Here is a 26993-nt window from a genome sequence, read left to right as displayed (position 1 = left end):
CGACAGTGCCCCAAAGCCTTGCAGAAGAATTTTCCATGAATATTTCCATTCCGTTCGAGGTGCTGCTGGTGCGCGTGTTCGGCGCGGTCATCCTGTGCGGCCTGATCGGTCTGGAGCGCGAATTTCACAAAAACACCGCTGGTCTGCGCACCAATATGCTCATCGGCCTTGCCGCCGTCACTTTCTGCGTCATCACCATCCATATGATGGAAACGATGGCGGAAGGGCATGAGGCAGCGCGGCTCGATCCCATCCGACTGGTGGAAGCCGTAACCGCCGGTATCGCCTTTCTCGCCGCAGGTGTGGTCGTTTACACCAAGGGCGACGTCAAGGGGCTGACGACGGGCGCAAGCATGTGGCTTTCGGCGGCGATCGGCCTCTCGGCCGGTCTTGGCATGTGGCCGCTCGCTCTGCTCGCCGCAGCAATGGGCATCGTCGTATTATGGACGCTTCGCCGTATCCAGGTGGTAACCGGTATCAAGGATGAATGACCGGCATCAGCGGAAGTGAAAAAGATCGGCGTCGGGGTCGGTACCGCCATTGATGGTGGCGGCCACGATTTCGGCGGCGATCTGGCTGAAAGTGATGCCGTTGCCGCCGAACCCCATCACCGCATAGACATTCTTCATGCCCGGAACGAGGCCGATCAGCGGCAGGCCCGTGGTGGTCGTACCAAAGGCTCCCGCCCAGCGATAATCGGGTTCGCCGATATCCACGCCCAGCAGTTTTTCAATCTTGCGGCGGATCGTTCGCGTCTTGCCTGCCAGCTTGCTCTTCGACTGATAGGAGACAGGATTTTCCTCGTCCTCGCCGCCGGCAATCACTCGTCCCTCACGGTCGGTTCGCAGATAGAGATAGGGGTCTGCCGCCTCCCATACGATGTGGCTTTGCAGCCAGTCCGGCAGATCCAGCCCTTTCCTGCTGGCCAGCGCCCAGGTGGAAATGATCCGGTGTGTCGGGCTTTCAAGCGCTTTCAAGAACTCATACCCGGTGCAAAATACGATGTTGCCGGCGGAGAGGATTTTCCCGTTGGCAGTGGCGACGATTACTTCGTCGCCAACGTTTCTGAGATCGGTGATTTCCAGAGAAGCGACGATTTCCGCTCCAGCGCTCGCGGTATGGCGCAGCAGACCCGCTGTCAACTGGGCGGGATTGGCGGAGGCCGATATGTCGCTGACGATGGCGGCGGTCCGCTCCAAGCCATAATGCTCTCTCAGTTGCGCGGCACCGAGAAACTCAGCCTCGATGCCGGCTTCTGCGCGGGCATCCGCCTCTGCCTTCAGAGCGCGCGAACCCATATCGTCACCGGCGAGGTACAGTGCCTGTTTTCGCCTCATGCCGCAGGAAATATTGAGCGAGGTGACGATTTCCTCCAGACGAAGAACCGCGCGCGCCGAGCGCTGCCAAGCCCTGTCTGCGGCCTTCCTGCCGATCATCGTCCGGAGTTTCGTCAGCGGCGTGTCGATCTCGTGCTGTATCATTGCGGTGCTCGCCATGCTGCTTCCTTTGACGGGTTCGCGTCGGTCAACGATCAGCATGGATCGTCCCGGGCGATGCAGCGAGTGGGCTACCAGCGCGCCGCTGATGCCGGTCCCGACAACGATTGTGTCGTAGTGGTTGTCTTTCGGCGTCTTGCCGCTTCTGACACTGATCCGCGGCGTATCGGCCCAGAGCGGGGTTGACTCCCTGAGGTCGCGTTCCTTCGTCAGGTCTGATGCGGTCATGAAATGGTCCTGAAAACTGTCACGGTTCGGTATAGCCGGCGACGTTGATGATAAGCCTCCCGCCTGCGGGATCGTTGCGGAAGAAAAGCGTTCCGCTGTCGCGCGATTCCGAGGCAACGTAATCGAATGTCACGTCCGCGCTTTCCTGCGTGCCGCCGTCCTGCTGCAGATCTCCGCGCACCTGCACCTGCGCCGCCGTCGTCATGGAGAGATTGCGGATATCGAATTTCACCCGATATTGCCCCGGCTCACCGTTAACGTCTGTCACGGCGATCTCGAAGCGGGCGTCGTCCGGTTCGTAGCGATAGATGTCGTAGAGGATCCAGCCGAGCATGGCGGCGACGAGCAGGGTGCAGATGGCGCCCGTGACCCATTCGATCCAGTGCGGATCGGAACTTTCCGTGTGTTTTCCATCCTTGGAGATTGTCATCATGTCCTCACAGGATCAACCGGGCCGAGGCGGCGCCGATCGAGGCGGGAACGCCGAGAATGACGGCGGCATTCAATATCTGCGACAGGGAGGTGTGGTCGAGGCGTTCGAAAGTCCAGAGCGTGTAGATGCTGATGCCGATGGCGATGACGTAGCCCGGCAGGGTGAAGCGGATGAAGGATTGCCACCATTTCTGTCCCTCGTGGAGCCGATGCGAGCCCTTGAAATGAAGCGCGTAGACGAAACCATGCATGATGGCGATCGACAGCAGGCACAGGGCGAGAATGTGATAGGGGGTCACCTTATAGGCGATGAGGATCATTTCTTCCGTCGGCGCGACGTTGAGGTTCAGAAAGAGCGCACCCACCACCATCATGAAAAGCTCGTGCAGATATCCGGTCTCGCCCGAATATTCGCCTTTCTCTTCATCCTGCTCATCGGAATGCTGTCCAAGCTGGCTGCGGCCAAGCAGGGCGCCTATGCTCGCGGGAACGGATTGTAACGCAACCTTTGTGACGATGTTGGAGGCGGTGATCTGGTCGTTGAGGACACCGAACAGCAGAAGTGCGGCCGCGCTCACCGCGACGCCCAGCCCGTAGGCGGTTATTGCGTCTCGCGCCGCCTGGCTCCAGGAGTGAATATTCTCGAACCCGATCCGACGGGCGAGAAGTAGGAGGAGCGGCAGGTTGAGGACGCAAAGCAGCAGGAGCCGCCATGGGCTGATGTAAAGGCCCAGAAACCACATCTCCATGGTCATCAGCATGGGCAGGGCAAACAGCAATGCGCCCGCCGTTCCTCGCGCCAGACCTGTCAGAAACTGTCTGACCTCGTCGTCGCCTTCACCGTCCCCATCGATTGTCGCCGCCATGCCATCCCCCGTGTGAAGAGATAACGCAATGGCGTTTTTCCGGTTCCGCGGGATTATTTCGCGGGGTCGATGAGGGCTATGCCGAAGTCACTGATATAGCTGCGTCGCAGTTCTGCGGGTGTTTCGCGGATAACCACCTCCAGTGTCGGTCGTACCACGCCTTTCAGAAAGTGCCCGCCCCTGGTCGAGCCATCGGCAAAGCCCAGAACGACATGCAGGTGCGGGTTCGGCGTATCGTTTTCGTCAAGGGTAATATCGCCGAGCAGGCTCAGGACCTCGCTCTGTTCCGTCACGGGTATTTCTTTGTATTCTCGCGATGAAAGGTCGAAAAACGCAAGCGTCGCGGTGGAGAAGGCACCGATCGCCGTCACCGACGCCGCGTTGATGTTTTCGGTCCGCGCAAAGCGGCGGATCGCGTCGAATGCCTCTTCTTCCGGCTCGATCACGAGAATGAAGGTACGTTCGGCGGCGCTCGCCAGCAATCTGCTTTTCATGACTTCCTCCCAAAAAAAGTGCCGCCGTAAGCCGGCGGCACAAAGGAATTGCGGAGTGTATCAGGCGGCACGGCGCTCGTGGCGACCTTCCTCCACCTCTTCGACGATCTTGGCCACAAAGGCATCAAGGTCATCGGGGCTGCGGGAGGTTATGATCCCCTTGTCGGTAACCACCTTTTCATCCTTCCAGTTGGCGCCGGCGTTTTTCAGGTCGGTCTTGATCGACCAATAGGATGTGGCGTCACGGCCGCGAAGGTCGTCGGCTTCGACCAGAAGCCAGGGCGCGTGGCAGATGGCCGCTACCACCTTGCCGGATTTCAGAAAATCGCGGACCACCCGCATGGCGTCTTCGTCATGGCGCAGCACGTCCGGATTGATCTGGCCGCCGGGAAGCACCAGCGCATCGAAATCATCCGGGCGAACGCTTTTCGCGAGGAGATCGACGGCAATACTGTCGCCCCAGTCCTTTTCATCCCAGCTTTTGATCTCTCCTTCCTTGATAGAGGCGATCTTTACATCCGCGCCTTTGGCCTTGAGCTGATCGTAGGGCACCCTGAGCTCCGAGCGTTCATAGCCGTCGGTTGCCAGGATAAGAATTTTTGCGGCGTTAATAGCAGTCATATCTGTCTCCTTTAGGTTCAATCTTCCTTGTCGGAATTCACGGAGGGGAGGAAAAATTCCACGTCCTTGCGGCGTTCCGCGTCGAGCGGTTCGATGTGCGTCTGCCAGAATGTCTCGGCTGCAGCTGGTTCGTGCTCCCATTGGCGCACAAATGTCTTGTTGTCGTCGATCATCACCTGACGCGTGCCGCCGAGCCGCAGATATTCTTCCGCAAGTTTGCGCGTTTCGGTTTTTTCCATGTCGCGGCTCCTAGTGTGTGGAATCGGGAACGGAGGGACGCCGGATGGGTAAGAAGCTCGACTGCCGTTTCGTTGGCCACCGGGAGAAAACGGAAAAACCCCGATGTTCTTCAGCGCCATCATGTCCGTTTGACACGGCGGCCCTCCTGCCAGAACAACGTGAGCTTTCCGGTATGGTTCCGCAGTTTTTTGACGGCGCATGCGTGCTGCGGCCCAATAAATCGCGCGCAATTTTTGCCGGAACAAACGGGCCGCTTGTGCTGTTTTACCCCTGATGCAGGGGAGGCAGCATGGTAGCCAGACACAGCGACGGCAAGGATGAAAATACGGGCTTCTGGACGATCGGGTTTGGCAATTCGCCGGTTATCGGCACGGCCATCCATGACGGTCACCGCATACGGCCAGATGTAGCCGGGCTGATGGCCCTTTCGGGCGAACAACGCCTGAGAGAGGAAGATCCGTTCACCGGCGACATGATTGCGGGATTGACCAACCGCGTCATTGTGCACCACTCACGTTTCGAAATCGACCTCAACCGCGCCGCCGATCAAGCCATCTATCTGAAGCCGGAACAATCCTGGGGGCTTGAGGTATGGAAACAGGAGCCTGCGCCGGCAGCGGTCCGGCAATCTCTGGATTTCCACGCGGATTATTACGCGATGCTGGAAAATACGCTGGCCGCGCTCGAACGGCGGCACGGCGCTTTTGTCGTGCTAGACGTGCACACCTACAACCATCGCCGGCAGGGTCCGGCTGCGCCGCCGACCACGCCTGCGGAAGCACCCGATATCAATATCGGCACCTTTTCCATGGACCGCAGCCGCTGGAACGATATCGTCAGCGCCGTCGGTCATCATTTCGCGTCAGCGACCATTGCCGGACGCCGTCTTGATGTCCGCGAGAACGTGGCGTTTCAGGGCAAGGGGGAACAGACCCGTTTCATTCACGAGCGTTTCGCGGAAAACGGCTGTGCCATCGCCATCGAGTTCAAGAAATTCTTTATGGACGAATGGACAGGAAAGCCGGACAGGCGCGTAGTGTCGGAAATACGGGACATGATCACGGCACTTCAGCCCGTTGTCGAGGAATGTCTGAGGTCGCGGCGATGAATGTTTCTGCCGCCCGTGATGTCCCTTCTCCCACTGCCGAGCTGGTGGATGACGTGACATCCTGCCTCCAGGCAGGCAAGGCAATACGTCGCGATATCGGCAAAGACGGCCGGCTTCATATCGACCGGCCACTACCTTTCCTGTGCCTGCATCTGACCGGCGGCACGAAAGATCTTGCCGCGCGCGACATTGCCGCCGCTCACGCTTCCTATCTCATTGCTTCGACCGTTCAGGAGGCCGCGCCGTTGATCGAGGCCGTGGGTACGGCCATGCGGGAGCGTTTCGGCGCCTTCATCGTGCTCGATATCGGTGAGTTGGAGCACGACATCCTGCTTGCCGACGATTCACCCTTCTTACCGCATTATGAGGTCTCCGTTTCGGCAACAGCCGAACCGGAAACACAAAAGGCCCGTCGGGTATTCATCAAGGCTGTGTGTGACGCCGAGGTACGGTTTCGTACACCGCGCATCACCCGGCCCGAGCCGGAAGGCGACCCGATCCTCCGGTTTCAGAATGCAGGACTGGACTTTCCCTGTATCAGTGTCCGTTTCGCGCCGATCTATAGACAGCCGGAATCCGGTGCCGATTATCCGGGCCTGCGCGAGACGATGATCGCCGATCTTTTCGACGCGGGCCTGCAAGCCTTCTCGTCATTCTCTGCAGGGATGGACGCGCTCAAGGTGACCAGCCACAGGGCGCTCGGCCGCAAGGCCTTCGTCGATGCGGTCAGGCGCGCAGACAGGTCCATCGACGATATCGTATCGTCCTTCGATTTCCTTCTCTCCGTCACGCCAATCAATGCCCGCCGGGCCTTCGAGGAATTTCGGGACGGCAGCTTCCAGTTCGCGCCGCGTCTTCTCTACCGGCCGTTGGGCGTCGATGTCGAGGAGCAGAAGCGAAAGCTCTATTCGGTGGTTTTCGATCATCTGGAAGATCCGGTGCTTTACCATCTCTATCGGGAGAAACAGCAGGAGATCGATCTGCAACTGACGATGCTGGCCAATCTGCACCGGCGCACTTTCACGGATTTTTCCCGCGCCCTCTATGGCGCCGTCGAACCTGCGCTGCTGACGCTGGCGCTGCGGGTGCTGGAGGATTGTCCTCGCCGGGAGGAGGGCGGCGAAATCGCGATGGTAGATTGTTACGCCGTCGCACGGAAGTCGCGTGAGATGGTCGAGTCCTACTTGGCCGAGGAGCCGGGCTTCAAGGCACGGGTGGAAATCCGCGACGACCTGCCGCCGGGTCTGATGGTGACGGGCGAGAAACTTCTGATTTCCCGGCACACCGTTATGGAACAGCGCCGTGTCGAAGCGCTCCTGTCGCATGAGATCGGTGTGCATCTCCTCACCTATTTCAATGGGTCGTTTCAGGGGCTCAGGCTCTTTCGCACCGGCCTCTCCGGCTATGAGGGCGTGCAGGAAGGGCTGGCGGTGCTCGCGGAGCATCTGGCTGGCGGAATGACGCGCGAGCGCCTGCGGCTGATTGCGGCCCGCGTCGTCGGCTGTGCCGCCATGCTGGATGGCGCCAGCTTTGTGGAGACGTTCCGGCTCATGACCCGCGACCATGGTTTTGATGAGGCTGGCGCCTTCAACATGACGTTGCGCATCTATCGCGGCGGCGGCCTCTCGAAGGACGCGATCTATCTGCGCGGGCTGGCCGAGGTGCTGGACCATCTGCGCAAGGGCGGTGCGCTCGATCCGTTCTGGATGGGCAAGATAGCCGCCCAGCATTTCCCGGTCATGCAGGAGCTTGCCCTGCGCGGCCTTTTGCGCCCGCCAGGCGTCAGGCCCGCATTCCTGCTGCCGGCGAGGGCCAACGAGCGTCTGGAAAAAATCCGGGCGGGAATATCCATTGCCGAACTCGCGACATTATAGGAGGGGCTTCATGCGTATCGCATTTTTCGTCAATTCGATTGAAACCGAGGGGCCGAATTTTGCAACCGGCCTGCTGGCCATGGCGGCGCTCAATCGCGGCCATGAGGTTATCTATCTGACGCCGGGTGACTTTACCCTGCGTTCGGATGACAGCCTGACGATCCATGCCACGGTGCTGCCGAAGGCGAAATACAAGAAATCCGAAGCGTTTCATGCTGCTCTTCAGGACAAGACGCTGGAACGGCGGACCATGGATGTCGAGGAGGTCGATGCTCTGATGCTGCGCAACGATCCCTCGCTCGACCAGACCACACGGCCCTGGGCGGTCCATGCCGGCATCCTGTTCGGTCGGCTCGCCGAACAGCGCGGTGTCGTCGTACTGAACGATCCCGAAGGTCTGGCGCTGGCGCAGAACAAGCTCTATTTCCAGAGCTTTCCCGAAATCGTCCGGCCGACCACGATTATTTCGCGCAATGTGGATGAAATCCGAGCCTTCGCCGATGCCCATCCAAAAGGCGTCATCGTCAAGCCGCTGCAGGGCTCCGGCGGCAAGAACGTCTTCAAGATCGGCTCCAGCAAGGAAACCAATCTCAACCAGATTTTCGAAGCCGTCAGCCTCGAGGGTTATCTGATCGCGCAGGCCTATCTGCCGGCTGCTAAGGACGGCGATATCCGCTTCTTCATGATGAATGGCCGGCCGCTGATGCGCGACGGCAAATATGCCGCCCTTCGCCGTGTGCCTGCAAAAGGCGATCTGCGTTCCAACATCCACGCCCGCGGTACGGCGGAGGCCGTGAAGGTGACAGACGACATCGTGGCGCTTGCCGAAATGGTGCGGCCGAAGCTGGTGGAGGACGGCATGTTCCTTGTCGGACTTGATATCGTCGGTGACAAGATACTGGAGGTGAACGTGTTTTCGCCGGGCGGACTTTCCAATATCCGCGACCTCACGGATATGGATTTCAGCGACACGATCATAGAGGCAGTGGAAACCAAGATCGCCATGCAGAGCGCGTCCGGCGGCACCATCTCCAATCGCCTGCTGGCAACGCTGTAGTTATTCCTGCAGCGAGGAGGATTGCATCTGCCGATACCAGGCGACGAGGGCTTTGATGCCCTCTTCGACCGACGTCTGCGGCACGTAGCCGGTAAGGGCTCTCAAAAGATCGGGCGAGGCGAAAGTGCGGGGAACGTCACCCTGCTGCATCGGCAGCATGTTGCGGACCGCCGGTTTCCCAACCGCTTTTTCGACCGTCTCGACGAAATGCATCAATTCCACCGGCTGGCCGCCGCCAATATTGACCACGCGGAACGGTGCATGGTGGGAGAGCGTGTCGGTGACGCCTTCTTGTGTGACGCGGTTTTCCTCGGAAGGGATGACCGCGCTCAGTCGGACGATGCCCTCCACCAGGTCGTCGATATAGGTGAAGTCGCGGCTCATTTTGCCTTGACCGTAGATATCGATCGGGCGGCCGTTCGAGATGGCGTCGACGAATTTGATCGGCGCCATGTCCGGCCGCCCCCAAGGACCGTAGACTGTAAAGAAACGAAAGGCGGTGGTGGGCAGCTTATGCAGATGGGCATAACTGTGCGCCATCAGTTCCATCGACTTCTTGGTGGCGGCGTAAAGCGTCATCGGCTCATCGGCCTTGTCGCTTTCCGCAAACGGGATTTTCTCATTGGCGCCGTAGATGGAGGAGGTCGATGCCAGCATCAGGTGCTTGACATCAAGGCTTCTGGCAAGCTCCAGCATGTTGAACGAGCCAAGGAGATTGGAATCGACATAGGCGCGGGGATTTTCAAGGCTGTAACGCACACCCGCCTGGGCGGCGAGATGAATGATGATTTCAGGCTCGGCGGCGTCGGCCGCGCGATTCAGCGCATCCTTATCCTCGAGCATGCCGATCTCCGCCCGGAAGCCGTTGGAGCGGGAAAGAATGGCGTGACGCTTTTCCTTGAGGCTGACATCGTAATATTTCGTCATGCCGTCGAAGCCGGTGACGAAATGACCAGCATCGAGCAGACGCTTGGCGACGTAAAAGCCGATAAAGCCTGCTGTGCCGGTGACCAGATAACGCATGATGATTTCCCGAATCCATTGGTGCGTCTGCGGTTAAACCGAAACGCAGAAAACCTTTTGATGAAACTGCGATGGCGGCGCCTTCAAGCGTCGTTATCCGACCCGCCTTCCTGCGGGCGACCGACGGCGGCATAGATGAAGCCATGGGCGGCGACTTCGTCGGTGCGGTAAATATTGCGTAAATCCACCAGCACCGGGCTTTTCATGATCGCCTTGAGGCGCGGCAGGTCGAGGGCGCGGAACTGGTTCCACTCCGTCACGATGACCACCGCGTCAGCGCCTTCCGCAGCCTCATAAGGCCCGGTTGCGTAATCGATGTCCTCGATCAGATGGCGGGCATTCGCCATGCCTTCCGGGTCGTAACCCACCACCTTCGCGCCCCCGTCCTGCAGGGTCTGGATGATGGCGATCGCCGGGCTGTCGCGCATGTCGTCGGTATTCGGCTTGAAGGTGAGGCCTAGCACGGCGATCTTCTTGCCGCGCACGTCGCCGCCCACCGCGTTGATGACCTTGCGGCCCATGGCGCGCTTGCGGTTGTCGTTGATGGCGATGGTGGTTTCGATCAGCCGCACCGGCGCATCATAGTCCTGCGCGGTCTTGGCGAGCGCCAGCGTATCCTTCGGAAAACAGGAGCCGCCATAACCGGGGCCGGCATGCAGGAATTTCGGGCCGATACGGCCATCGAGGCCAATACCGCGCGAGACATCCTGCACATTGGCGCCAACCTTTTCGCACAGATCGGCCATTTCGTTGATGAAGGTGATCTTCATCGCCAGAAAGGCGTTGGCGGCGTATTTGATGAGTTCGGAAGCACGTCTGGTGGTGAAGAGCAGCGGCGACTGGTTGAGATAAAGCGGGCGGTAAACCTCGGTCATGACCGGCCGGGCACGTTCATCCGACAGGCCGACGACGATACGGTCCGGCCGCTTGAAATCCTCTATCGCCGCACCTTCGCGCAGAAATTCCGGGTTGGAAACCACGGCGAAATCGGCCGAGGGGTTTTCCTCATGGATAATTCGTTCCACTTCGTCGCCGGTGCCGACGGGAACGGTGGATTTGGTGACGATTACGGTAAAACCATCCAGCGCATGGGCAATTTCCTTTGCCGCTGCATAGACATAACCGAGATCGGCATGGCCGTCCCCGCGCCGCGAAGGCGTGCCGACCGCGATGAAGACCACGTCGGCCTTGGCAACGGCGGCGGAGAGATCGGTGGTGAAGCTCAACCGCCCGGCTTTGGCATTGTTGGCGACGATGGTCTCCAGACCCGGCTCGAAGATCGGGATATGGCCATTTTTCAAGGCTTCGATCTTTTCCGGCATCTTGTCGACGCAAACCACGTCATGGCCGAAATCTGCAAAACACGCGCCGGACACAAGGCCGACATAACCCGAACCGATCATCACAATCCGCATTCTTTTTCCTTTCGGTTAGCGAGGCCATGGTAACGCAGCAATATCAGCCGGGGAAATCATCGGGTGAAAATCGCAGGATAATATTTAGCCGCCTTCATGCCCGTCGCCAAGCGCCGCGATCAACACCGGCTAACGTCTTTCCATGACGGGGATGTGATGGCGGTGACGGGACAAATTTGCCGCACCTTGCAGCCATTTGCACCGGTCGCGTTCAATCGGACCATTTTACGATTTTTCCGGCTTGCACTCATAGGTAGCCGGGTCTAGCCATAGGGAGAGGATCAAAATCTGCCAGACTGTCTGTCCCCCGGAGTGGGGGCGTCCGGGTCGCGTTCCACGCGGCTGGGAGAAGTTTTGCGTTGCGGTCGATTTTCGGGGACGTTTAAATGCAAAAGGGTTTTCTGCTCGGTCTGTTCGCCTACGCGACCTTTTCCATGGGCGATGCCACCATCAAGTCGCTTGGATCGCAGATCAGCGTTTTCGAAATCGGCTTTTTCAGCATCCTGTTCTCCGGCATCTTCATCTTCTTCAGCAAACCGCGCGAGGAAAGGTGGCGTGAGTTCTGGCGCATGAGCCGGCCGTTCGCGGTGCACGGTCGCGCCATTTCCGGCCTGTTCGCGGGTATTTTCGGTATTTATGCCTTCACCACCATTCCGCTGGCGGAAGCCTATGCGCTGATCTTCCTGTCACCGCTCTTCGTAACCGTCCTTTCCGCCGTCGTGCTGAAGGAGAATATCGGCCCATGGCGCTGGGCTGCGGTTCTGGCGGGCATCGTGGGCGTTATCCTTGTCGTGCGGCCAGGTTTCAAGACGCTGGAACTTGGGCATATCGCCGCAATCGGCGTCGCCTTCCTGGCGGCCATGACCATCGTGCTTTTGCGCTCGCTTGCGGGCAAGGAAAAGCGCACCTCGATCATGGGTGTGCTGCTGGTCTACGGCCTCACCTTCAACGGCATTGCCTCCATTCCCGATTTTGTCATGCCCAACCTGCACCAGCTGCTGGCCTTTGCCTTTATCGGGCTTTGCACGGCGACGGGGCAGATCACGCTTCTGGTGGCAACCCGCATTGCACCGGCAAGCCAGATCGCCCCTTCGCATTATTCGCAAATCCTCTGGGCAGTCGCGATGGGCATGGCCTTCTTCCACGAATATCCTGACGCCATTGCGGTACTCGGGCTCGCCGTCATCGCCGCATCCGGGCTGCTGACAATGATCCGCGAAAAGGTCAGGCTCGGCACGGTGCGCTGGAACCCGTTTTTCCGCAATCGCCTCTAATGCGCACAGCTATAACGGCTTGCCGACCTGATCCAGCAGCCAGGCCTGAAAGGCACGGGCGAGCGCGTTGTCCTGCCGCCCTTCCGGCAGGGCGACATAATAGCTCTTGTCGGTCTGCAACGGCATATCGAAAACGATTTCGAGGCGGCCGGAGGAAAGTTCGGCCTCGATGAGGTATTTCGGCAGAAGGGCGAAACCGATACCGCTCGCGGCGGCTTCGATGATCATGGAGAACTGGTCGAAACGGCTGCCCTGATAGGCATTTTCGGCCATCACCCCGTTCATTTCCAGCCACTCCGTCCACAGTTTCGGGCGCGTGGTGACGTGCAGCAATGGCTGCCGCGTCAGGTCTTCAGGCCGCGTCACCGCCGCATGGCGCAGCAGGGCAGGGCTGGCGACGGGTACGATCACCTCATCGCACAGGAATGTGCAGGTGCCATGTGCCCAGACCGGCTGGCCGTAGTGAATGGCCAGATCGAAGCCCTCCTCGTCGAAATCGAAGGGATGCGAGCGCGAGCCGATTGTGATCGTCATATCCGGGTTGGCGTCGATGAAGCGGTGCAGGCGCGGCATCAGCCAGCGGCTGCCGAAGGTCGGCAGCGTCGCGACGGATAGCGATGCATGCGATGTTCCCGCCGAAACCGCACGCACCATCAGCTGCTCGGATTGCTGCAACAGGCGCCGCACATCGGGCAGGAATTTGCGCCCCGCCTCTGAAAGGACCACCCGTCTGCGGATACGCTCGAAAAGCTGCATCCCCGTCTGCGCTTCGAGTTCGCCGATCTGTCGGCTGACAGCGCTCTGCGTGAGGTTGAGTTCTTCGGCAGCGCGGGTAAAATTGCCATGCCGTGCGGCGCATTCGAACGCCTGCAGGGTGACGATGTCAGGGACCAGTCTTCTACGCGGATCCATTCCATTCTCGCATCAACTTACCCGATTTCCTCATTGGAAAAGGGTCATAATGCCCATATATGATTACGGGAAAGAATGGAACGGGGTTTTGCCGAGTTCGACGGAGCGAGTTCCCAGAACATATAACGAATTCCGGGGAAAGAAGAGCGACGGGAGTTGAAAGCGCCGTATCAAGGCGGCCTTCCTCCCTCTCAGCCAAAAGGACAATTGATATGGATGCAACCACGAAGCTCGACGTGAAACAGGAAGCCGCCGCCCTGCTCGAGAGGATGGGCGTTGCCCGCGATCTCTACACTGGTGGCGACATGGCCTCTTTCAGCCCGGTGACAGGCGAGCGGATTGCAAGTCTGAAGACCGTTTCGGTCGAGGGCGTAGCGGCCGTGATCGACAGGGCGGACGCTGCCTTCAAGGCATGGCGTAATGTTCCCGCGCCGCGCCGTGGTGAGCTGATCCGGCTGCTTGGCGAAGAACTGCGCGCTTTCAAGGCCGATCTCGGCCGTCTCGTATCGCTGGAAGCGGGCAAAATCCCGTCCGAAGGTCTCGGCGAAGTGCAGGAGATGATCGATATCTGCGATTTCGCGGTCGGTCTTTCCCGCCAGCTTTATGGCCTCACCATCGCCACCGAACGCCCCGGCCACCGGATGATGGAAACCTGGCATCCGCTCGGCGTCGTCGGCGTCATCTCCGCCTTCAACTTCCCCGTCGCCGTCTGGTCGTGGAATGCCGCACTTGCCCTCGTCTGCGGTAATTCGGTCGTCTGGAAGCCGTCCGAAAAGACGCCGCTGACGGCGCTTGCCGTTCAGGGCATTTTCGAACGCGCTGCCGCCCGCTTCGGCGACGCGCCGGAAGGTCTGTCCCAACTGCTGATCGGCGATCGCGCGGTCGGCGAGGCATTGGTGGATAATCCCAAGGTGCCGCTGGTTTCGGCCACCGGCTCCACCCGCATGGGCCGTGATGTCGGGCCGCGTCTGGCGAAACGCTTCGCCCGTGCCATTCTTGAACTCGGTGGCAACAATGCCGGCATCGTCTGCCCCTCCGCCGATCTCGATATGGCGTTGCGCGCCATCGCCTTCGGTGCGATGGGCACGGCCGGCCAGCGCTGCACCACGCTTCGCCGCCTTTTCGTGCATGACAGCGTTTATGACGAGCTCGTGCCACGCCTGAAAAAGGCCTATGCTTCCGTCTCCGTCGGCAACCCGCTGGAAACCTCCGCACTCGTAGGCCCGCTGGTCGACAAGGCGGCATTCGAGGCCATGCAGAAAGCCCTCGAAGCGGCCAAGGCGGCTGGCGGCGTGGTGAATGGGGGCGGGCGCGTGGATACGGGTGCGGCAGATGCCTATTATGTGAAACCGGCGCTGGTCGAAATGCCGAAGCAGGTTGGCCCCGTTCTGGAAGAGACTTTCGCCCCGATCCTGTACGTCATGAAGTACAGCGATCTCGATCAGGCGATTGAAGCGCACAACGCCGTTGCCGCCGGTCTTTCGTCGTCCATTTTCACCCGCGACATACAGGAATCGGAACGTTTCCTGTCGTCGGAAGGCTCCGATTGCGGTATCGCCAACGTCAATATCGGCACGTCGGGTGCGGAAATCGGCGGTGCCTTCGGCGGTGAGAAGGAAACTGGCGGCGGCCGTGAATCCGGTTCGGATGCGTGGAAGGCGTATATGCGCCGCGCCACCAACACGATCAACTACTCCAAGGCGCTACCGCTGGCGCAGGGGGTTTCCTTCGATATCGAGTAATCGACTTTTCGATCGCGTTGTCGGAAGAGAAATTGATCCATCATGCCGGTGCGGCTTCCTCCGCACCGGCATTTCTATTCGATGGGTCCGACAAGGGCCTCCGCGATGATTTGCGGAAAACATGTGGTTGCGCGAAATTTTATTCCCGCAACATTGCCGATATTGAATTATCGTCTCTCTATCGTTTTAATGGAAAACCATAGCATTGCTCCATATCGTGATCCGGCCAGAGGGGCTGGTGATAAGGAGATGAAATGCCAGCCATCACCCGACGCGCGCTTTCCGCCAGCCTTTTTGCCGCCGCCGCATTCTCCGTCCTGCCGCTGCAGGCAGGGGCGGCGGAAGAGTTGAAGATCGGTTATCAGAAAACCGGCCTGCCTGTTATCGCCCGCCAGCAGGGCGTCATCGAAAAGGCGCTCGAAGCCAAGGGCGTGAAGGTTTCATGGGTCGAATTCACCGCAGGCCCGCCGCTGGTGGAAGCCCTGAATGTCGGCTCCATCAATGTCGGCTGGACGGGTGATGCGCCGCCGATCTTCGGCCAGGCAGCGGGTTCGGCCATCGTTTATGTGGCGGCGCTTCCCTCGAACGGTAAGGGCGAGGCGATCTTCACCAAACCCGAAAGCGGCATCAAGTCGGTTGCCGATCTGAAGGGCAAGAAGGTTGGCGTCGGCAAAGGCACCAGTGCACATAACCTGCTCGTCGCGGCTCTGGAAAAGAATGGCCTGAAATTCAGCGATATCGAGGTGACCTATCTCAGTCCTGCCGATGCCGCGGCAGCCTTCGCCAGCGACAAGATCGACGCCTGGGCCGTCTGGGATCCTTTCTATGCGATTGCCGAAACCCGATACAAGCCGGTGACGCTGGCCCGCACCAGCGATGTGCTTGCTGTCAGCACCTATTTCCTCGCCAATCGCGACTACGCCAAATCGCATGGCGATACCATCAACACGACGATCGATGCGCTCGGTGAGGCTGCGAAGTGGTCCGCCGCCAATCGCGACAAGGTCGCTGCGGCGCTGCATGAGGTGACGGGCGTGCCGCTGGAGGCGCAGACGCTTGCCGCGAACCGTTCGGAATTCGGCATTACCAGGATCGATGACAAGATCATCGCCAGCCAGCAGGAAACGGCGGATCGCTTTTATCGTCTCGGCCTGATCCCGAAACAGATCAGCATCAAGGATGCCGTCTGGTCGGGCGCCACCAACTGAGCTGGAGGGACATGCCGTGAGCAGCAGTAAGCGCATCGAGTTCGGCGGCATCATCGGCTGGCTGCTTCCCGCACTCATCCTTGCAGGATGGGAGGTGGCAGCGCGCGCGGGGGTGATTTCCGCCAATGTGCTGCCCGCCCCCTCCGCAGTCGCCGAAGCCTTCTGGCGGCTTCTGCTCTCGGGGGAACTCCTCGCCAATATCGGTGTCAGTTCCGCCCGTGCACTCGCCGGTTTCGCCATCGGCGGCTCCATCGGCTTCATCTTCGGGCTGGCGAACGGTCTGTCGAAGTTCTCCCGCAGTTTCACCGATACAACGCTGCAGATGATCCGCAACATTCCGCATCTGGCGCTCATTCCGCTCGTCATCCTGTGGTTCGGCATCGATGAGGAAGCGAAGCTCTTTCTGGTCGCGCTCGGCGTATTTTTCCCGATCTACATCAACACGCTGCTCGGCATCCAGGGCGTCGATCCGCAACTGGTGGAAATGGGCCGTACCTACGGCATGTCGCCCTTCACGCTGTTCCGGCGGGTGATCCTGCCCGGCGCGCTGCCCTCGATTTTCACCGGCCTGCGTTATGCGCTCGGTATTATGTGGCTGACGCTGATTGTGGCGGAAACCATCTCTTCCTCTTCCGGCCTTGGCTATATGGCCATGCAGGCCCGCGAGTTCTTGCTGATCGACGTCGTGGTTCTTTCGATCCTTATCTATGCGCTTCTCGGCAAGCTGGCCGACAGTTTTGCCCGCTTCCTCGAAAGCATCTTCCTGCAATGGCATCCAGCCTTCAAGAAAGTCTGAGGTAACCCATGTCGACCGGTAATGTGACGACGTTGAGACGCCCTGATGCCCAGCCATCCCCGCCGGCAGGAGCGGAGGCAAAGATCGAACCCGGCCCGAAATCGACCGAAGGCAAGGTTGCCTTCAGCTTCCGCAACATCACGAAGAGCTTCGGCGACAAGCCGGTTCTGCGCGGCATCGATCTCGATGTGCGGGAAGGCGAGTTTCTGGCCATTATCGGCAAGAGCGGTTGTGGCAAAAGCACGCTTTTGCGCATTCTCGCCGGTCTCGACACGCCGACCACCGGAACCGTCTCTAAGGATGCGTCAAGCCGCACCCGCATGATGTTTCAGGAGCCGCGTCTTCTGCCGTGGGAGCGTATCGCGAATAACGTTTCAGTGGGATTGACCGGCATCGCCAGGGGCGAGGCGGCGCAGGAACAGGCGCTTGCCATCCTCGATGAGGTGGGCCTGAGGGACCGGGCGGGTGAGTGGCCCTATGTGCTTTCCGGCGGCCAGAAGCAGCGTGTTGCGCTGGCGCGGGCGCTTGTCGCCCATCCGCAGATCTTGGCGCTGGATGAGCCGCTCGGCGCGCTCGACGCGCTCACCCGCATCGAAATGCAGCTTTTGCTGGAGCGCATCTGGCGCAAGCAGAAATTCACCGCCGTGCTCGTCACGCATGATGTTTCCGAGGCTGTGGCGCTCGCCGATCGCATTGTCGTCATCGATGAGGGCCGCATCGCACTCGACCTCGATGTGAAGCTGCCGCGTCCGCGCCGCCATGGCACGGCGGAGTTTGCGAGACTGGAAGAGCAGGTTCTGAACCAGCTCTTCGGCCGGGGAGAGGTTACAGGGTAATAATGGGTGTCGCGGCAGGGCCAAGACCCTGCCGCCCCATGTTTTAGCCAATGCTCATCAGGCTGGCATTGCCGCCAGCGGCGGTGGTGTTGACGCTGACGGAGACCTCTTCCACCAGCCAGTCCAGCGCATAGGGCTGGCTTTCCCCGGAAAGCGCTTCCGTGGTAGCGGCCTGAACGAGAACCAGCGGACCGGAAAGAGCCGAGATTTTCCTGTTGATCTCAACCACACGCTCCGCATCGCCTTCAACCAGCGCACCGGCAAAGGGGCCTGACTTTGCCCAGTCATCCGCCCAGACGATGCGCGAGGTGACGGTTGCCGGCAAGCCATAGATCGACTTTTCAAGCCCCGACGCGTTGTCGATGACAACCGCATTTCCAGTCGCAAGCGCTGCCGCGAGCTGGCGGTAAAGCCCCTGTTCGGTTGCCGGGACCAGCAAAACCTTTCCGCGCGGATGCAGCGCATAGACATTTCTCTCACCGACAGGGCCTGCCAGTTCTGTCTCGAAGCCAAGGCCGGAAAGCGCCGCGGCCTGCCTTGCGGCTTCCGCCGCGACCGTCTCGCCGTTTTCGTCAAGCCAGCGGGCGAGATCGACGGCGGCCTGATCCTGCTGGCTGGCGATGCGGTCGATCTTCGGTGCCTTTTGCGTCATGCGCCCGAGATAGAGCGGGCCGCCGGCCTTGGGGCCCGTGCCGGAAAGACCGCGTCCGCCAAACGGCTGTACGCCGACGACTGCGCCGATGATGTTGCGGTTCACATAAAGATTGCCGGCCGCGACACGGGAGAGCACGTGCTGGATGGTATCGTCGAGACGTGTGTGCAGACCGAAGGTCAGGCCGTAACCGGTGGCGTTGATCTCATCGATCAGCCGGTCGAGATTGTCGCGCTTGAAGCGGATGACATGCAGCACCGGACCGAAAACTTCGCGTTTCAGATCCGCAAGGGACTTCATCTCGATGATGGTCGGCGGCACGAACGTGCCCTTGCCGGGTTCTCCCGCAAGTGTGATCTGCTCGATGCGGTGACCGAGCGAACGCATGTCCTCGATGTGTTTTTCGATGATGCCCTTGGCCTCGGCGGTGATGACCGGGCCGACATCAACCGAGAGTCGATCGGTGCGGCCGATGCGCAACTCATGCAGCGCGCCTTTCAGCATGGTCAGTGTGCGGTCCGCAACATCTTCCTGCAGGCAGAGAATGCGCAGCGCCGAGCAGCGCTGACCGGCACTGTCAAAGGCGGAAGCAATGACGTCGGCGACGACCTGTTCGGCAAGAGCCGAGGAATCGACGATCATGGCGTTCTGGCCGCCGGTTTCGGCAATCAGCGGTACCGGCTGGCCATTCGCCAGAACCCGGCCGGCAAGCTGCCCCTGAATGAGCCGCGCCACTTCCGTGGAGCCGGTGAACATGACGCCTGCCGTCAGCGGCGAGCCGACGAGTGCTGCACCCGTCTTGCCGTTGCCCGGCAGAAGCTGCACAGCGTCTTGCGGAACGCCGGCCTCATGCAACAGGCGCACGCCCTGCGCCGCGATCAGCGGCGTTTCTTCGGCGGGCTTTGCCAGAACCGGATTGCCGGCAACCAGCGCCGCCGTCACCTGACCGATGAAGATGGCGAGCGGGAAGTTCCACGGGCTGATGCAGACGACCGGGCCGAGTGGCTTCTCGCCGGCCGTGAAATTCCTGCGCGCTTCCGCTGCGTAATAACGCAGGAAGTCGATGGCCTCGCGCACCTCGGCAATGGCGTTCGGCATGGATTTTCCCGCCTCGCGCATGACAAGGCCGAGCAGATCGGGCATTTCGGCCTGCATGGCGTCGGCGGCGCGCTCCAGGCAGGCGGCGCGCTCTTCCACAGGGGTGGACGGCCAGTTCGAGGACGCCGCGCGCTGCATGGCCGCTTCCACATCAGCTTCAGTCGGTTCGGTGACGTATCCGACGATATCATTGTGGTCGCCCGGGTTGAGAACCGGCCGCGTTGCGCCGCCCGCTTGCGGCGCGGCCGCTTTCCACTCGGCCGATGCCCCGGCCTTCAGGACCTTGTCGAGAGCAGCGAGTGTCGTTTCGCTGGAGAGATCGAGGCCGGCGGAATTTTTACGTTGCGGCCCGAACAGGTCGGCAGGGGCGGCGATGCGGTCGTGACGTGCGCCGGGAACGTTATGGGCCTTGACGATGGCGACCGGGTCTTCCAGCAGGGAATCCACCGGCGCCGCGGGGTCGGCAATGCGGTTGACGAAAGAGGAGTTGGCACCGTTCTCCAGCAAGCGGCGGACGAGGTAGGCCAGCAACGTTTCATGGGTGCCGACCGGGGCGTAGAAGCGGCACGGCCGGTCGAGTTTCCTCTTGCCGACGACCTCGCTGTAAAGCGGTTCGCCCATGCCATGCAGGCACTGGAACTCGTAGTCGCCAAGTTTGAAGTCTGGACCGGCAAGATGATAGATCGTCGCCATGGACTGCGCATTATGGGTCGCAAATTGCGGAAATATCACATCGCGCGCGACGAGCAGCTTGCGGGCGCAGGCAATGTAGGAGACATCGGTGTGCACCTTGCGGGTAAAGACCGGGAAGTCTTCCAGCCCCTCCACCTGCGCGCGCTTGATTTCGGCGTCCCAGTAGGCGCCCTTGACAAGACGCACCATGATGCGGCGGTTCGAACGGCGGGCAAGGTCGATAATGTAATCCAGAACGAACGGGCAGCGGCGGCCATAGGCCTGCACCACGAAACCGAGGCCGTTCCATCCGGCAAGGTCCTTGTCCAGCGCCAGTTCTTCCAGAAGATCAAGCGACAATTCCAGCCGGTCCGCTTCTTCAGCGTCGATATTCAGGCCGATATCGTATTTTTTGCTAAGCAGCATCAGTGATCTCACGCGGGGCAGAAGCTCCGCCATGACGCGTTCGGCCTGCGCGCGCGCATAACGTGGGTGCAGCGCTGAAAGCTTGATGGAAATGCCCGGACCGCCATAGATACCGCGCCCGGCAGAGGCCTTGCCGATGGCGTGGATGGCGTTTTCATAATCCTTGTAATAACGCTCCGCATCCTTTGCAGTGGTCGCGGCTTCACCCAGCATGTCGTAGGAGTACTGAAAGCCCTGTTCTTCCAGCGGCCTGGAACGCTTGATCGCTTCCCCAATCGTCTCGCCGGTCACGAACTGCTCGCCCATCATGCGCATCGCCATATCGACGCCGCGGCGGATGACGGGTTCGCCAGCCCGGGCGATCAACTTGGTCAGCGCCGCCGAAAGGCCGCTATCGTTCACCGTCGAGGTGAGCTTGCCGGTGATGACGAGACCCCAGGTGGCCGCATTGACGAAGAGCGAGCGGCCGCCGCCAATATGGGATTTCCAGTCGCCGCGAGCGATCTTGTCGCGGATCAGCGCATCGCGGGTGGCAGTGTCGGGGATGCGCAGCAGGGCCTCGGCGAGGCACATCAAGGCAACACCCTCGTGGCTGGAGAGCGAATATTCCTGGACCAGCCCTTCGACGCCGGTGCCCTTGGTCTTGGCCCGCAATGCTTCGATCAGTTTGCGAGCGGTCTCGCGAATGGCTTTCGCCTGTTCTGCCGTCACCGTCGCCGCCTCGATCAACGGCGCCATGCATTCTTCTTCGGTACGGCGATAGGCGGCAGTGATCGCCTTGCGCAGCAGGGTCTGCTCACGCACCGGCGGCGCAAAATTCTGGAAAATACCACTCGTCACTACACCGGCGTTGCTTGCACCATCGGCCATTCTGAAAATCCTGAAAACGCTGTTGAAGACAGACTGCCGGCGGCAGCGTGTCCTCAGCCCGCCGCTCGTCATCCCTACGCTCACAATATCATTGCCGCGAAAATTGCTACGGCATTATTTTTAGCATAAAACAGGCAATACGAACTTTTATTGTCCCAATTTGGCGTGAAAATGAATGGCAAATAGTCAGAAAACAGACGGTTTGGATGACTTCGACCTCAAGATTCTCGAGGCGCTCAGTGAGGATGGGCGCATGTCCGTGCTGCAGCTGTCGAAAAAGGTAGGTCTTTCCAAGACACCCTGCCAGACGCGGCTGAAGCGACTGGTGGATGAGGGCTATATTCTCGGCTTCCGCGCCATGCTCAATCCGCAGAAACTCGGCGTCGACCATATCGCCTTTGCCGAGGTCAAGCTGTCCGATACTCGGGAAAAGGCACTGGAGGAGTTCAACACTGCGGTACGCAAGATCAAGGAAGTAGAAGAATGCCACATGATCGCCGGCGCCTTCGATTATCTCCTGAAGGTCCGCACCAGCGACATACGCAAATACAGAAGAGTATTGGGCGAAAAAATCTCGAGCCTGCCGTCTGTCGCTAACACGTCGACCTTTGTGGTCATGCAGTCCGTCAAGGAAACCGGCATCTAAAAAGAAGACGAAAAACGGGCAGACTCGCGTCTGCCCGTTCGTTACCTTCTGCGTCCAGTCCTCTCAGCGCGCCGTTGCAGCGGCGGTGACGGCTGTCATCTGCGCGTCGGGACCGAACTCGTTTTCATTCTCGATGCCCAGCAGTTCCTGCAGGCGCAACCTTGCACGGCTGACGCGGCTTTTGATCGTCCCCACAGGGCATCCGCAGATTTCCGCCGCCTCTTCATAGGCGAAGCCGGAAGCGCCGATCAGCAGTATGGCTTCACGCTGGTCGTCGGGCAATTTCGCGAGCGCTGCGCGGAAATCCTGAAGGTCCACCGAGCCATGCTGTTCCGGCGGGACCGACATGCGGGACGTATAGACACCATCCGTGTCCTGCACCTCGCGGCCGGATTTGCGGATCTGGCTATAAAACTCGTTGCGCAGGATCGTTACCAGCCAGGCGCGCATATTGGTGCCGGGTTGATAACTGTCCTGTTTCGCCCAGGCTTTCATGATCGTGTCCTGCACGAGGTCGTCGGCCCGGTCCCTCGAACGGATCAGCGAAATTGCGAAGGCGCGAAGGTTGGGCAGTGCTGCCAGCATCTCGCGCTTGAAGTTGTATTCTGTCTGCTCCGGCTCTTTCGCCATCATTCCTCCAAAGCCTTGATTTTGGCTCTGCTTTCCGCTTCATCGAGTTTTTCGAGAAGGTCGAGGAATTTGTCAGGGATGCCTTCGTCCTGAACGGCATCATAAAGCTCCCTGAGCTTACGGGAAATCACCGCCCGCCCTGAGTGCGGGACCTGGGGGGCGGCCGGATTATCCGGCTGATCTTGGTCCGATTGAAATATGCTCATAACGTCCGGTATTCCTTTTTTGTCGTGGCAAAGAATGCACGGCGAAAAAAATAGTTCCGGTGGTTCGGAACTTTTTTTGCGATGTGCACGTTGCTATCTTGGGTTTGCGTTGCAGACCGCATGAAAGGGGAGAATTCCATGTCAGTTTCTACACGCATCGCACCGCACCTGCCATATCTGCGCAGGTTCGCGCGTGCCGTTTGCGGCTCACAATCAACGGGCGATGCCTATGTTGCGGCTACACTCGAAGCGCTGATCGCCGATATCAGCATCTTTCCGCAGACAAGCAGCGATCGTGTTTCGCTCTATCAATTGTTCGTATCGATCTTTAGTTCCGTCACGATCAATATTAAGGCCGACGAAAACCTGTCTGGATGGGAAAAACGCGCTTCCGCCAATTTGTCCGCCGTGCCGCCACTTGCCCGCCAGGCCTTCCTCCTGACAACCGTCGAGGAGTTCTCGCCGTCGGAGACGGCTGAGGTTCTGCGGGTATCCGAAGACCAGGTCGGTAAGCTCATCGACGAGGCAGCGTCTGAAATCGCCCGGCAGGTGGCGACCGATATCATGATCATCGAGGATGAACCGCTGATCGCCATGGATATCGAACAGATGGTCACCGATCTCGGCCATCGTGTGACGGGCATCGCCCGCACGCACACGGAAGCGCTCGATCTCTTCCATCGTACACAGCCGAAGATGATCCTGGCCGACATCCAGCTCGCCGACGGCAGCTCCGGCCTCGATGCGATGAAGGACATCCTTCAGATGACCACCCTCCCGGTAATCTTCATCACTGCTTTCCCGGAGCGTCTTTTGACGGGTGAACGTCCCGAGCCGACATTCCTCGTAACGAAGCCCTTCAACCCGGACATGGTGAAAGCGCTCATCAGCCAGGCCCTGTTTTTCAACGAAAGCTCGCGCGTCGCGGCGTGAGATTTTGCCGAAACCGCACGCTGACCGGGAACCTCTCTGGTGCCCGGGCGTTGGCGGTTACGGTCGTGGGGCTGCCCCGCGACTTTCTGCAAGGAGATGAATTTGCATCGGCTGGCGTGGCATAACGCGGAGAGGGACGAAAGCGAACTTCACGATTCGCTCGTCCTTGCCTTGCTCGATTCGGGTGAGACAGTCATGCTCCAGGACCGCAACCGTGACTACATATTCGTGGCCAATCTTCCGGATGTCTGGAAGCTGCCGGCTGAATCCCCTCCAACTGATGAAAATCTGTTCGGAAAGGATTTGTCCGGGCGGTTGGCCGAGCTCAAGAAAGACATGGGCGCGGCTGGCAGTCGCGGCATGCTGGAAGTGGGCGCGGGCAATGATCGAGTCTTCCAGTTCCACGTGCACTCGACTTTGAATCAGATGAACCAGATGGTGATGAAAACCACCATCCGGGAAGTGACGGCGGAACGGCGACGCGAGCAACTTCTGCGTTCGTTGCTGCGGGAAGTCAGTCACCGTTCCAAGAATTTGCTGGCGATCATCCAGAGCCTTGCGGGCCAGACGGCCCGTTTCAGTCTCACCAAGGATGATTTCCTGCGCAAATTCCGGGGGCGCCTGCATGCGCTTGCCCAAAGCCAGGATCTCATCACCGATTCCGATTGGCGGGGGGCACGTATATTCGAGCTGCTGCGACAGCAATTCGATCTCTATGTGCCTGAATATCCGAACCTCATCCATATGGAGGGCGAGAACCTGCTGCTCAATCCGAACGGCGCGCTCTATATCGGGCTCGCCTTTCACGAACTTGTTGTCAACACTGTCAGCCACAGCGGCAATCTCGCCTATCACCCGCCAATATCCCTGCAATGCCGGCAGGAGGGGGAGTTCTATATAGTCGAATGGAACGAGCCGATGACGCCGTCGAAGGAACCGGTGGAGGCAAGGCGCGGCAGTTTTGGCAGCGTCGTGCTGGAAAAGGTGGTTCCCTCCGCTCTGGGAGGAAGTACCGAATATGAGCTTACTCCGGAGCGCATTGTTTATCGGCTGAAATTCCCCTCGGGCGACGTCGCAGATATGTAAGCGACGCACGCGGCCGGCCGGACGTCTCGGCCGCCTTTCACTACAGAAGACATTAAAAAAGCACGGCTCAGAGAGAGCCGTGCTATTTCAATGACGGGTTTTCAGGGGCGAAACCCGTTTATACTAGGCCAAGCTTCAGGCGGGGACGGGGGAATTGCTTGGCCTGCATTAAAAACACACCTGGCGAGATTCGGTTCCAGCAAAATGTATATTTTTTGCGGCTCACGAATTATCGTCACTTTTGCGGGTCCGATTAGTTAGTGGGAGCCCGCCTGATCGGATCGTTTGGGCGTGAAGTAACGCATCGGCGCCTCCAGCGCCCATTCGAAACCGCTTTCACGATATTCCGTTGTCACATTCCCTCCGAAAGCGCCTTCCGCATGCCTCTTGATGACCGTAGTCCCGAAACCCTTGCGGCTGGGCTCCTGCGCCGGGGGGCCACCCGTTTCGGTCCATACAAGATGAAGCATCTGCCGCCCGTCTTTTTCAACCGGTTCCCAACGGACAGTAATTTTGCCTGAGGGCGCGGACAGAGCGCCGTATTTTATGGAATTTGTGGTAAGCTCATGCACGACGAGGCCAAAATTCTGCGCGGCCTCGGGCGAGAGCATGAAATCGTCTCCCGCCAGAACAAAACGCTCTGCCACCGTGCCAAAAACATCGAGGTGGGTCTCGATCAGTTTCCGGATTGGCAAGCCCTGCCACTGAACTTCCGCCAGGGCCCGGATCGACATGCCGAGGCCGCGCAGGCGATGGTCCACCTCTTTCTGGAATTCCGGAATGCTTTTATTCTCGCGGCCCAGTTGCCGTATCATCGCCTGAACAAGCGTGAGAATGTTCTTGGAGCGGTGCACCAGCTCATGCAGCAGCAATTGCAGCCTTTCTTCTGACTGGCTTCTGTCGAAGGAGGCGTTTGAAAGCGCGATGGCCACCTGATTGGCCTCTTTTATCTTGGTATCCACCGGCGCGACGATCTCACCTTCACCAATGCGCTCGGCCATGAGGGTCAGGTCGCGGATCGAGCTGCGCAATTGCCGCCCCACCAGATAGGCGCCTCCTATAGCAATCAAAACGAGTACCAGGCTGCCGATCATCATCTGCCGCCAGGTATCGACCAGCGCAGCTTGACTGGCGGCAAGCGGCCCCCACATGACGGTTTTCCACTGCCAGCCCGGCAATTGCGCATAGGCGTAAAGATTGCCCTTGCCGTCGAAAAAATTGCCGCTGAAGGCCTGCATTTCGGAGAGTATGGCCGGGGTGACGAACGGTTTGCCAATCGCCGCCTCGTCAGGAGCGGTGGATACAACGACACGATTGGTGCCGTCGATGATAGCGACCGCCCAGTTTCGCGGCAGGTTCTCGGTGGAGATGAGCCGGCTCAGGTCACTGGCATTCTGCGTCAGGATGAGGGCGTCTCCGGCAGACCCGAGTTCCGGATCGAGCGGCATGGTAACGTTGAACACCCATTCCTTGCTGGTTGAGCCGAAAAAAATGTTCGATACCGTTATACGGCGGGATTCTATCGCTTTGGCGAGATCGGCCTCGACCGGCACCTTGCCGAGAGGCTTGCCGAAGGGCACACGGGTGTTGAGATGCTGCTGGCCATCCTTGGTGGCAAGAATGGCATAAAGACCCTCCCGTTTCAGGCTGTCTGCTACGCGTCCCTGAAAGGCGGCGAGATTGCCGCTTTCGAGTTCGGGAAATTGCGACAGCAGATTAAGCGAGGTGGCGATTTCCTGCAGACGGCGATCGATGTTGCGGCTGACGACCCGTACATCCTCGATCGTCTCGCGCTGCAGGTCGTCGCGTTTTTCCGCTTCCAGGCGGAGCATCAAGTAGCCGACGAAAAGGATCAGCGGCAAAGTGATGACGGTCGCCATCACCACCAGATAGGTGCCGATGGAGGCGGTCGGGAAAAAATTCGCGCTACGCCGACGCAAAGCCGAGATCATGTTCATCAGTCTGTTGCCGGGTCGAGGCATATAAAAACTCCGGCATTTATCCCTTTGTTACGACATGGATAATACCGCGCCATACCCCATTGGCAATGGCTGATTTCTTACCTTTGGTTGTTGTGGTTCACGACATCTCCCAAAGCCGTGATTGAAAAAATCGGAACTATTTGGACAACCATGCCGTTTGCCAGTCGAAC

The 26993-nt window shown here is 59.6% G+C and carries 26 protein-coding genes; 13 read left to right on the top strand and 13 right to left on the bottom strand.

What is annotated here, in order from left to right; translation table 11 throughout:
* The first annotated feature begins 5 nt into the window (after positions 1 to 5).
* On the top strand, positions 6 to 491 hold the full coding sequence (locus DOU54_RS01850; RefSeq protein ID WP_004437902.1) for an MgtC/SapB family protein: 486 nt from the start codon (positions 6 to 8) through the stop codon (positions 489 to 491).
* A gap of 6 nt (positions 492 to 497) precedes the next feature.
* On the opposite strand, the gene DOU54_RS01845 is transcribed toward DOU54_RS01850, so the two are convergent.
* From DOU54_RS01845 to DOU54_RS01820, 6 genes are read right to left on the bottom strand one after another with little or no spacing between them, the layout of a single operon-like run.
* Positions 498 to 1724 (bottom strand): NAD(P)/FAD-dependent oxidoreductase, encoded by a 1227-nt coding sequence (locus DOU54_RS01845; RefSeq protein WP_037090647.1) that lies wholly within the window; start codon positions 1722 to 1724, stop codon positions 498 to 500.
* 19 nt (positions 1725 to 1743) lie between these two features.
* Positions 1744 to 2154 carry a TIGR02588 family protein gene (locus tag DOU54_RS01840; RefSeq protein ID WP_004437907.1) on the bottom strand — a complete coding sequence of 137 codons (411 nt, stop codon included), beginning with the start codon at positions 2152 to 2154 and terminating at the stop codon, positions 1744 to 1746.
* A gap of 7 nt (positions 2155 to 2161) precedes the next feature.
* Positions 2162 to 3022 carry a TIGR02587 family membrane protein gene (locus tag DOU54_RS01835; protein ID WP_108081678.1) on the bottom strand — a complete coding sequence of 287 codons (861 nt, stop codon included), beginning with the start codon at positions 3020 to 3022 and terminating at the stop codon, positions 2162 to 2164.
* 53 nt (positions 3023 to 3075) lie between these two features.
* Positions 3076 to 3516 (bottom strand): PPC domain-containing DNA-binding protein, encoded by a 441-nt coding sequence (locus tag DOU54_RS01830; protein WP_037090650.1) that lies wholly within the window; start codon positions 3514 to 3516, stop codon positions 3076 to 3078.
* Between the two features lie 60 nt (positions 3517 to 3576).
* Complete coding sequence (locus DOU54_RS01825; RefSeq protein WP_113730359.1) at positions 3577 to 4137, bottom strand: type 1 glutamine amidotransferase domain-containing protein; 561 nt, start codon at positions 4135 to 4137, stop codon at positions 3577 to 3579.
* A 17-nt stretch (positions 4138 to 4154) separates the two neighbouring features.
* Positions 4155 to 4376, bottom strand: a complete 222-nt coding sequence (locus DOU54_RS01820; RefSeq protein WP_004437916.1) for a hypothetical protein — start codon at positions 4374 to 4376, stop codon at positions 4155 to 4157.
* Between the two features lie 44 nt (positions 4377 to 4420).
* Between DOU54_RS01820 and DOU54_RS27315 the strand changes: the two genes are divergently transcribed.
* The 4 genes from DOU54_RS27315 to DOU54_RS01800 are packed head-to-tail and all read left to right on the top strand — an operon-like array spanning position 4421 to position 8416.
* Complete coding sequence (locus DOU54_RS27315) at positions 4421 to 4651, top strand: hypothetical protein (RefSeq protein WP_004437918.1); 231 nt, start codon at positions 4421 to 4423, stop codon at positions 4649 to 4651.
* A gap of 15 nt (positions 4652 to 4666) precedes the next feature.
* Positions 4667 to 5485, top strand: a complete 819-nt coding sequence (locus DOU54_RS01810; RefSeq protein ID WP_113730357.1) for an N-formylglutamate amidohydrolase — start codon at positions 4667 to 4669, stop codon at positions 5483 to 5485.
* Entirely contained in the window at positions 5482 to 7359 is a 1878-nt protein-coding gene (locus DOU54_RS01805) for a flavohemoglobin expression-modulating QEGLA motif protein (protein ID WP_072495045.1), read from the top strand. Before DOU54_RS01810 ends, DOU54_RS01805 begins: the two co-directional genes overlap by 4 nt.
* A 10-nt stretch (positions 7360 to 7369) precedes the next feature.
* Complete coding sequence (locus tag DOU54_RS01800) at positions 7370 to 8416, top strand: glutathione synthase (RefSeq protein WP_004437928.1); 1047 nt, start codon at positions 7370 to 7372, stop codon at positions 8414 to 8416.
* On the opposite strand, the gene DOU54_RS01795 is transcribed toward DOU54_RS01800, so the two are convergent.
* Positions 8417 to 9439, bottom strand: a complete 1023-nt coding sequence (locus DOU54_RS01795; RefSeq protein WP_108081674.1) for an NAD-dependent epimerase — start codon at positions 9437 to 9439, stop codon at positions 8417 to 8419.
* A gap of 83 nt (positions 9440 to 9522) precedes the next feature.
* Entirely contained in the window at positions 9523 to 10854 is a 1332-nt protein-coding gene (locus DOU54_RS01790) for a UDP-glucose dehydrogenase family protein (RefSeq protein ID WP_004437935.1), read from the bottom strand.
* A 386-nt stretch (positions 10855 to 11240) separates the two neighbouring features.
* Between DOU54_RS01790 and DOU54_RS01785 the strand changes: the two genes are divergently transcribed.
* Positions 11241 to 12128: a DMT family transporter gene (locus DOU54_RS01785; protein WP_004437937.1), complete on the top strand. Its 888-nt coding sequence runs from the start codon at positions 11241 to 11243 to the stop codon at positions 12126 to 12128.
* A 9-nt stretch (positions 12129 to 12137) separates the two neighbouring features.
* Here the strand turns inward: DOU54_RS01785 and DOU54_RS01780 are convergent, their stop codons facing one another.
* Entirely contained in the window at positions 12138 to 13040 is a 903-nt protein-coding gene (locus DOU54_RS01780; protein ID WP_006698048.1) for a LysR family transcriptional regulator, read from the bottom strand.
* A gap of 212 nt (positions 13041 to 13252) precedes the next feature.
* Here DOU54_RS01780 and amaB point away from each other — a divergent pair, with 212 nt between their 5' ends.
* From amaB to DOU54_RS01760, 4 genes are all read left to right on the top strand, one after another.
* A complete protein-coding gene (gene amaB, locus DOU54_RS01775) occupies positions 13253 to 14782 on the top strand; it encodes an L-piperidine-6-carboxylate dehydrogenase (RefSeq protein ID WP_112765935.1) in 1530 nt (509 codons plus the stop codon).
* Positions 14783 to 15036: 254 nt separating this feature from the next.
* On the top strand, positions 15037 to 15990 hold the full coding sequence (locus DOU54_RS01770) for an aliphatic sulfonate ABC transporter substrate-binding protein (RefSeq protein ID WP_113730355.1): 954 nt from the start codon (positions 15037 to 15039) through the stop codon (positions 15988 to 15990).
* A 16-nt stretch (positions 15991 to 16006) separates the two neighbouring features.
* The gene (locus tag DOU54_RS01765; RefSeq protein WP_004437949.1) at positions 16007 to 16786 is read left to right on the top strand and encodes an ABC transporter permease subunit; all 780 of its coding nucleotides are present in this window, start codon (positions 16007 to 16009) and stop codon (positions 16784 to 16786) included.
* Between the two features lie 8 nt (positions 16787 to 16794).
* The gene (locus DOU54_RS01760; RefSeq protein WP_113730353.1) at positions 16795 to 17622 is read left to right on the top strand and encodes an ABC transporter ATP-binding protein; all 828 of its coding nucleotides are present in this window, start codon (positions 16795 to 16797) and stop codon (positions 17620 to 17622) included.
* Between the two features lie 43 nt (positions 17623 to 17665).
* Here the strand turns inward: DOU54_RS01760 and putA are convergent, their stop codons facing one another.
* Positions 17666 to 21340: a trifunctional transcriptional regulator/proline dehydrogenase/L-glutamate gamma-semialdehyde dehydrogenase gene (gene putA / locus DOU54_RS01755; protein WP_113730351.1), complete on the bottom strand. Its 3675-nt coding sequence runs from the start codon at positions 21338 to 21340 to the stop codon at positions 17666 to 17668.
* A 175-nt stretch (positions 21341 to 21515) separates the two neighbouring features.
* Here putA and DOU54_RS01750 point away from each other — a divergent pair, with 175 nt between their 5' ends.
* Positions 21516 to 21986 (top strand): Lrp/AsnC family transcriptional regulator, encoded by a 471-nt coding sequence (locus tag DOU54_RS01750; protein ID WP_004437958.1) that lies wholly within the window; start codon positions 21516 to 21518, stop codon positions 21984 to 21986.
* A gap of 63 nt (positions 21987 to 22049) precedes the next feature.
* On the opposite strand, the gene DOU54_RS01745 is transcribed toward DOU54_RS01750, so the two are convergent.
* Positions 22050 to 22616 (bottom strand): sigma-70 family RNA polymerase sigma factor, encoded by a 567-nt coding sequence (locus DOU54_RS01745; RefSeq protein ID WP_004437960.1) that lies wholly within the window; start codon positions 22614 to 22616, stop codon positions 22050 to 22052.
* Positions 22616 to 22822 (bottom strand): NepR family anti-sigma factor, encoded by a 207-nt coding sequence (locus tag DOU54_RS01740; RefSeq protein WP_004437962.1) that lies wholly within the window; start codon positions 22820 to 22822, stop codon positions 22616 to 22618. Before DOU54_RS01740 ends, DOU54_RS01745 begins: the two co-directional genes overlap by 1 nt.
* A 138-nt stretch (positions 22823 to 22960) precedes the next feature.
* On the opposite strand from DOU54_RS01740, the gene DOU54_RS01735 reads away from it, so the two are divergent.
* Positions 22961 to 23755: a response regulator gene (locus tag DOU54_RS01735; RefSeq protein WP_004437964.1), complete on the top strand. Its 795-nt coding sequence runs from the start codon at positions 22961 to 22963 to the stop codon at positions 23753 to 23755.
* Between the two features lie 96 nt (positions 23756 to 23851).
* On the top strand, positions 23852 to 24841 hold the full coding sequence (locus tag DOU54_RS01730; RefSeq protein WP_113730349.1) for a sensor histidine kinase: 990 nt from the start codon (positions 23852 to 23854) through the stop codon (positions 24839 to 24841).
* Positions 24842 to 25098: 257 nt separating this feature from the next.
* Here the strand turns inward: DOU54_RS01730 and DOU54_RS01725 are convergent, their stop codons facing one another.
* Positions 25099 to 26823, bottom strand: coding sequence for a sensor histidine kinase (locus tag DOU54_RS01725; RefSeq protein ID WP_113730347.1), 1725 nt, complete (start codon positions 26821 to 26823; stop codon positions 25099 to 25101).
* Between the last annotated feature and the right edge of the window lie 170 nt (positions 26824 to 26993).

Origin of the sequence: Agrobacterium sp. MS2, from assembly GCF_003261015.1 — a bacterium.
GTDB classification, from domain to species: domain Bacteria; phylum Pseudomonadota; class Alphaproteobacteria; order Rhizobiales; family Rhizobiaceae; genus Agrobacterium; species Agrobacterium pusense.
This window is presented reverse-complemented; position numbering and strand designations above follow the sequence as displayed.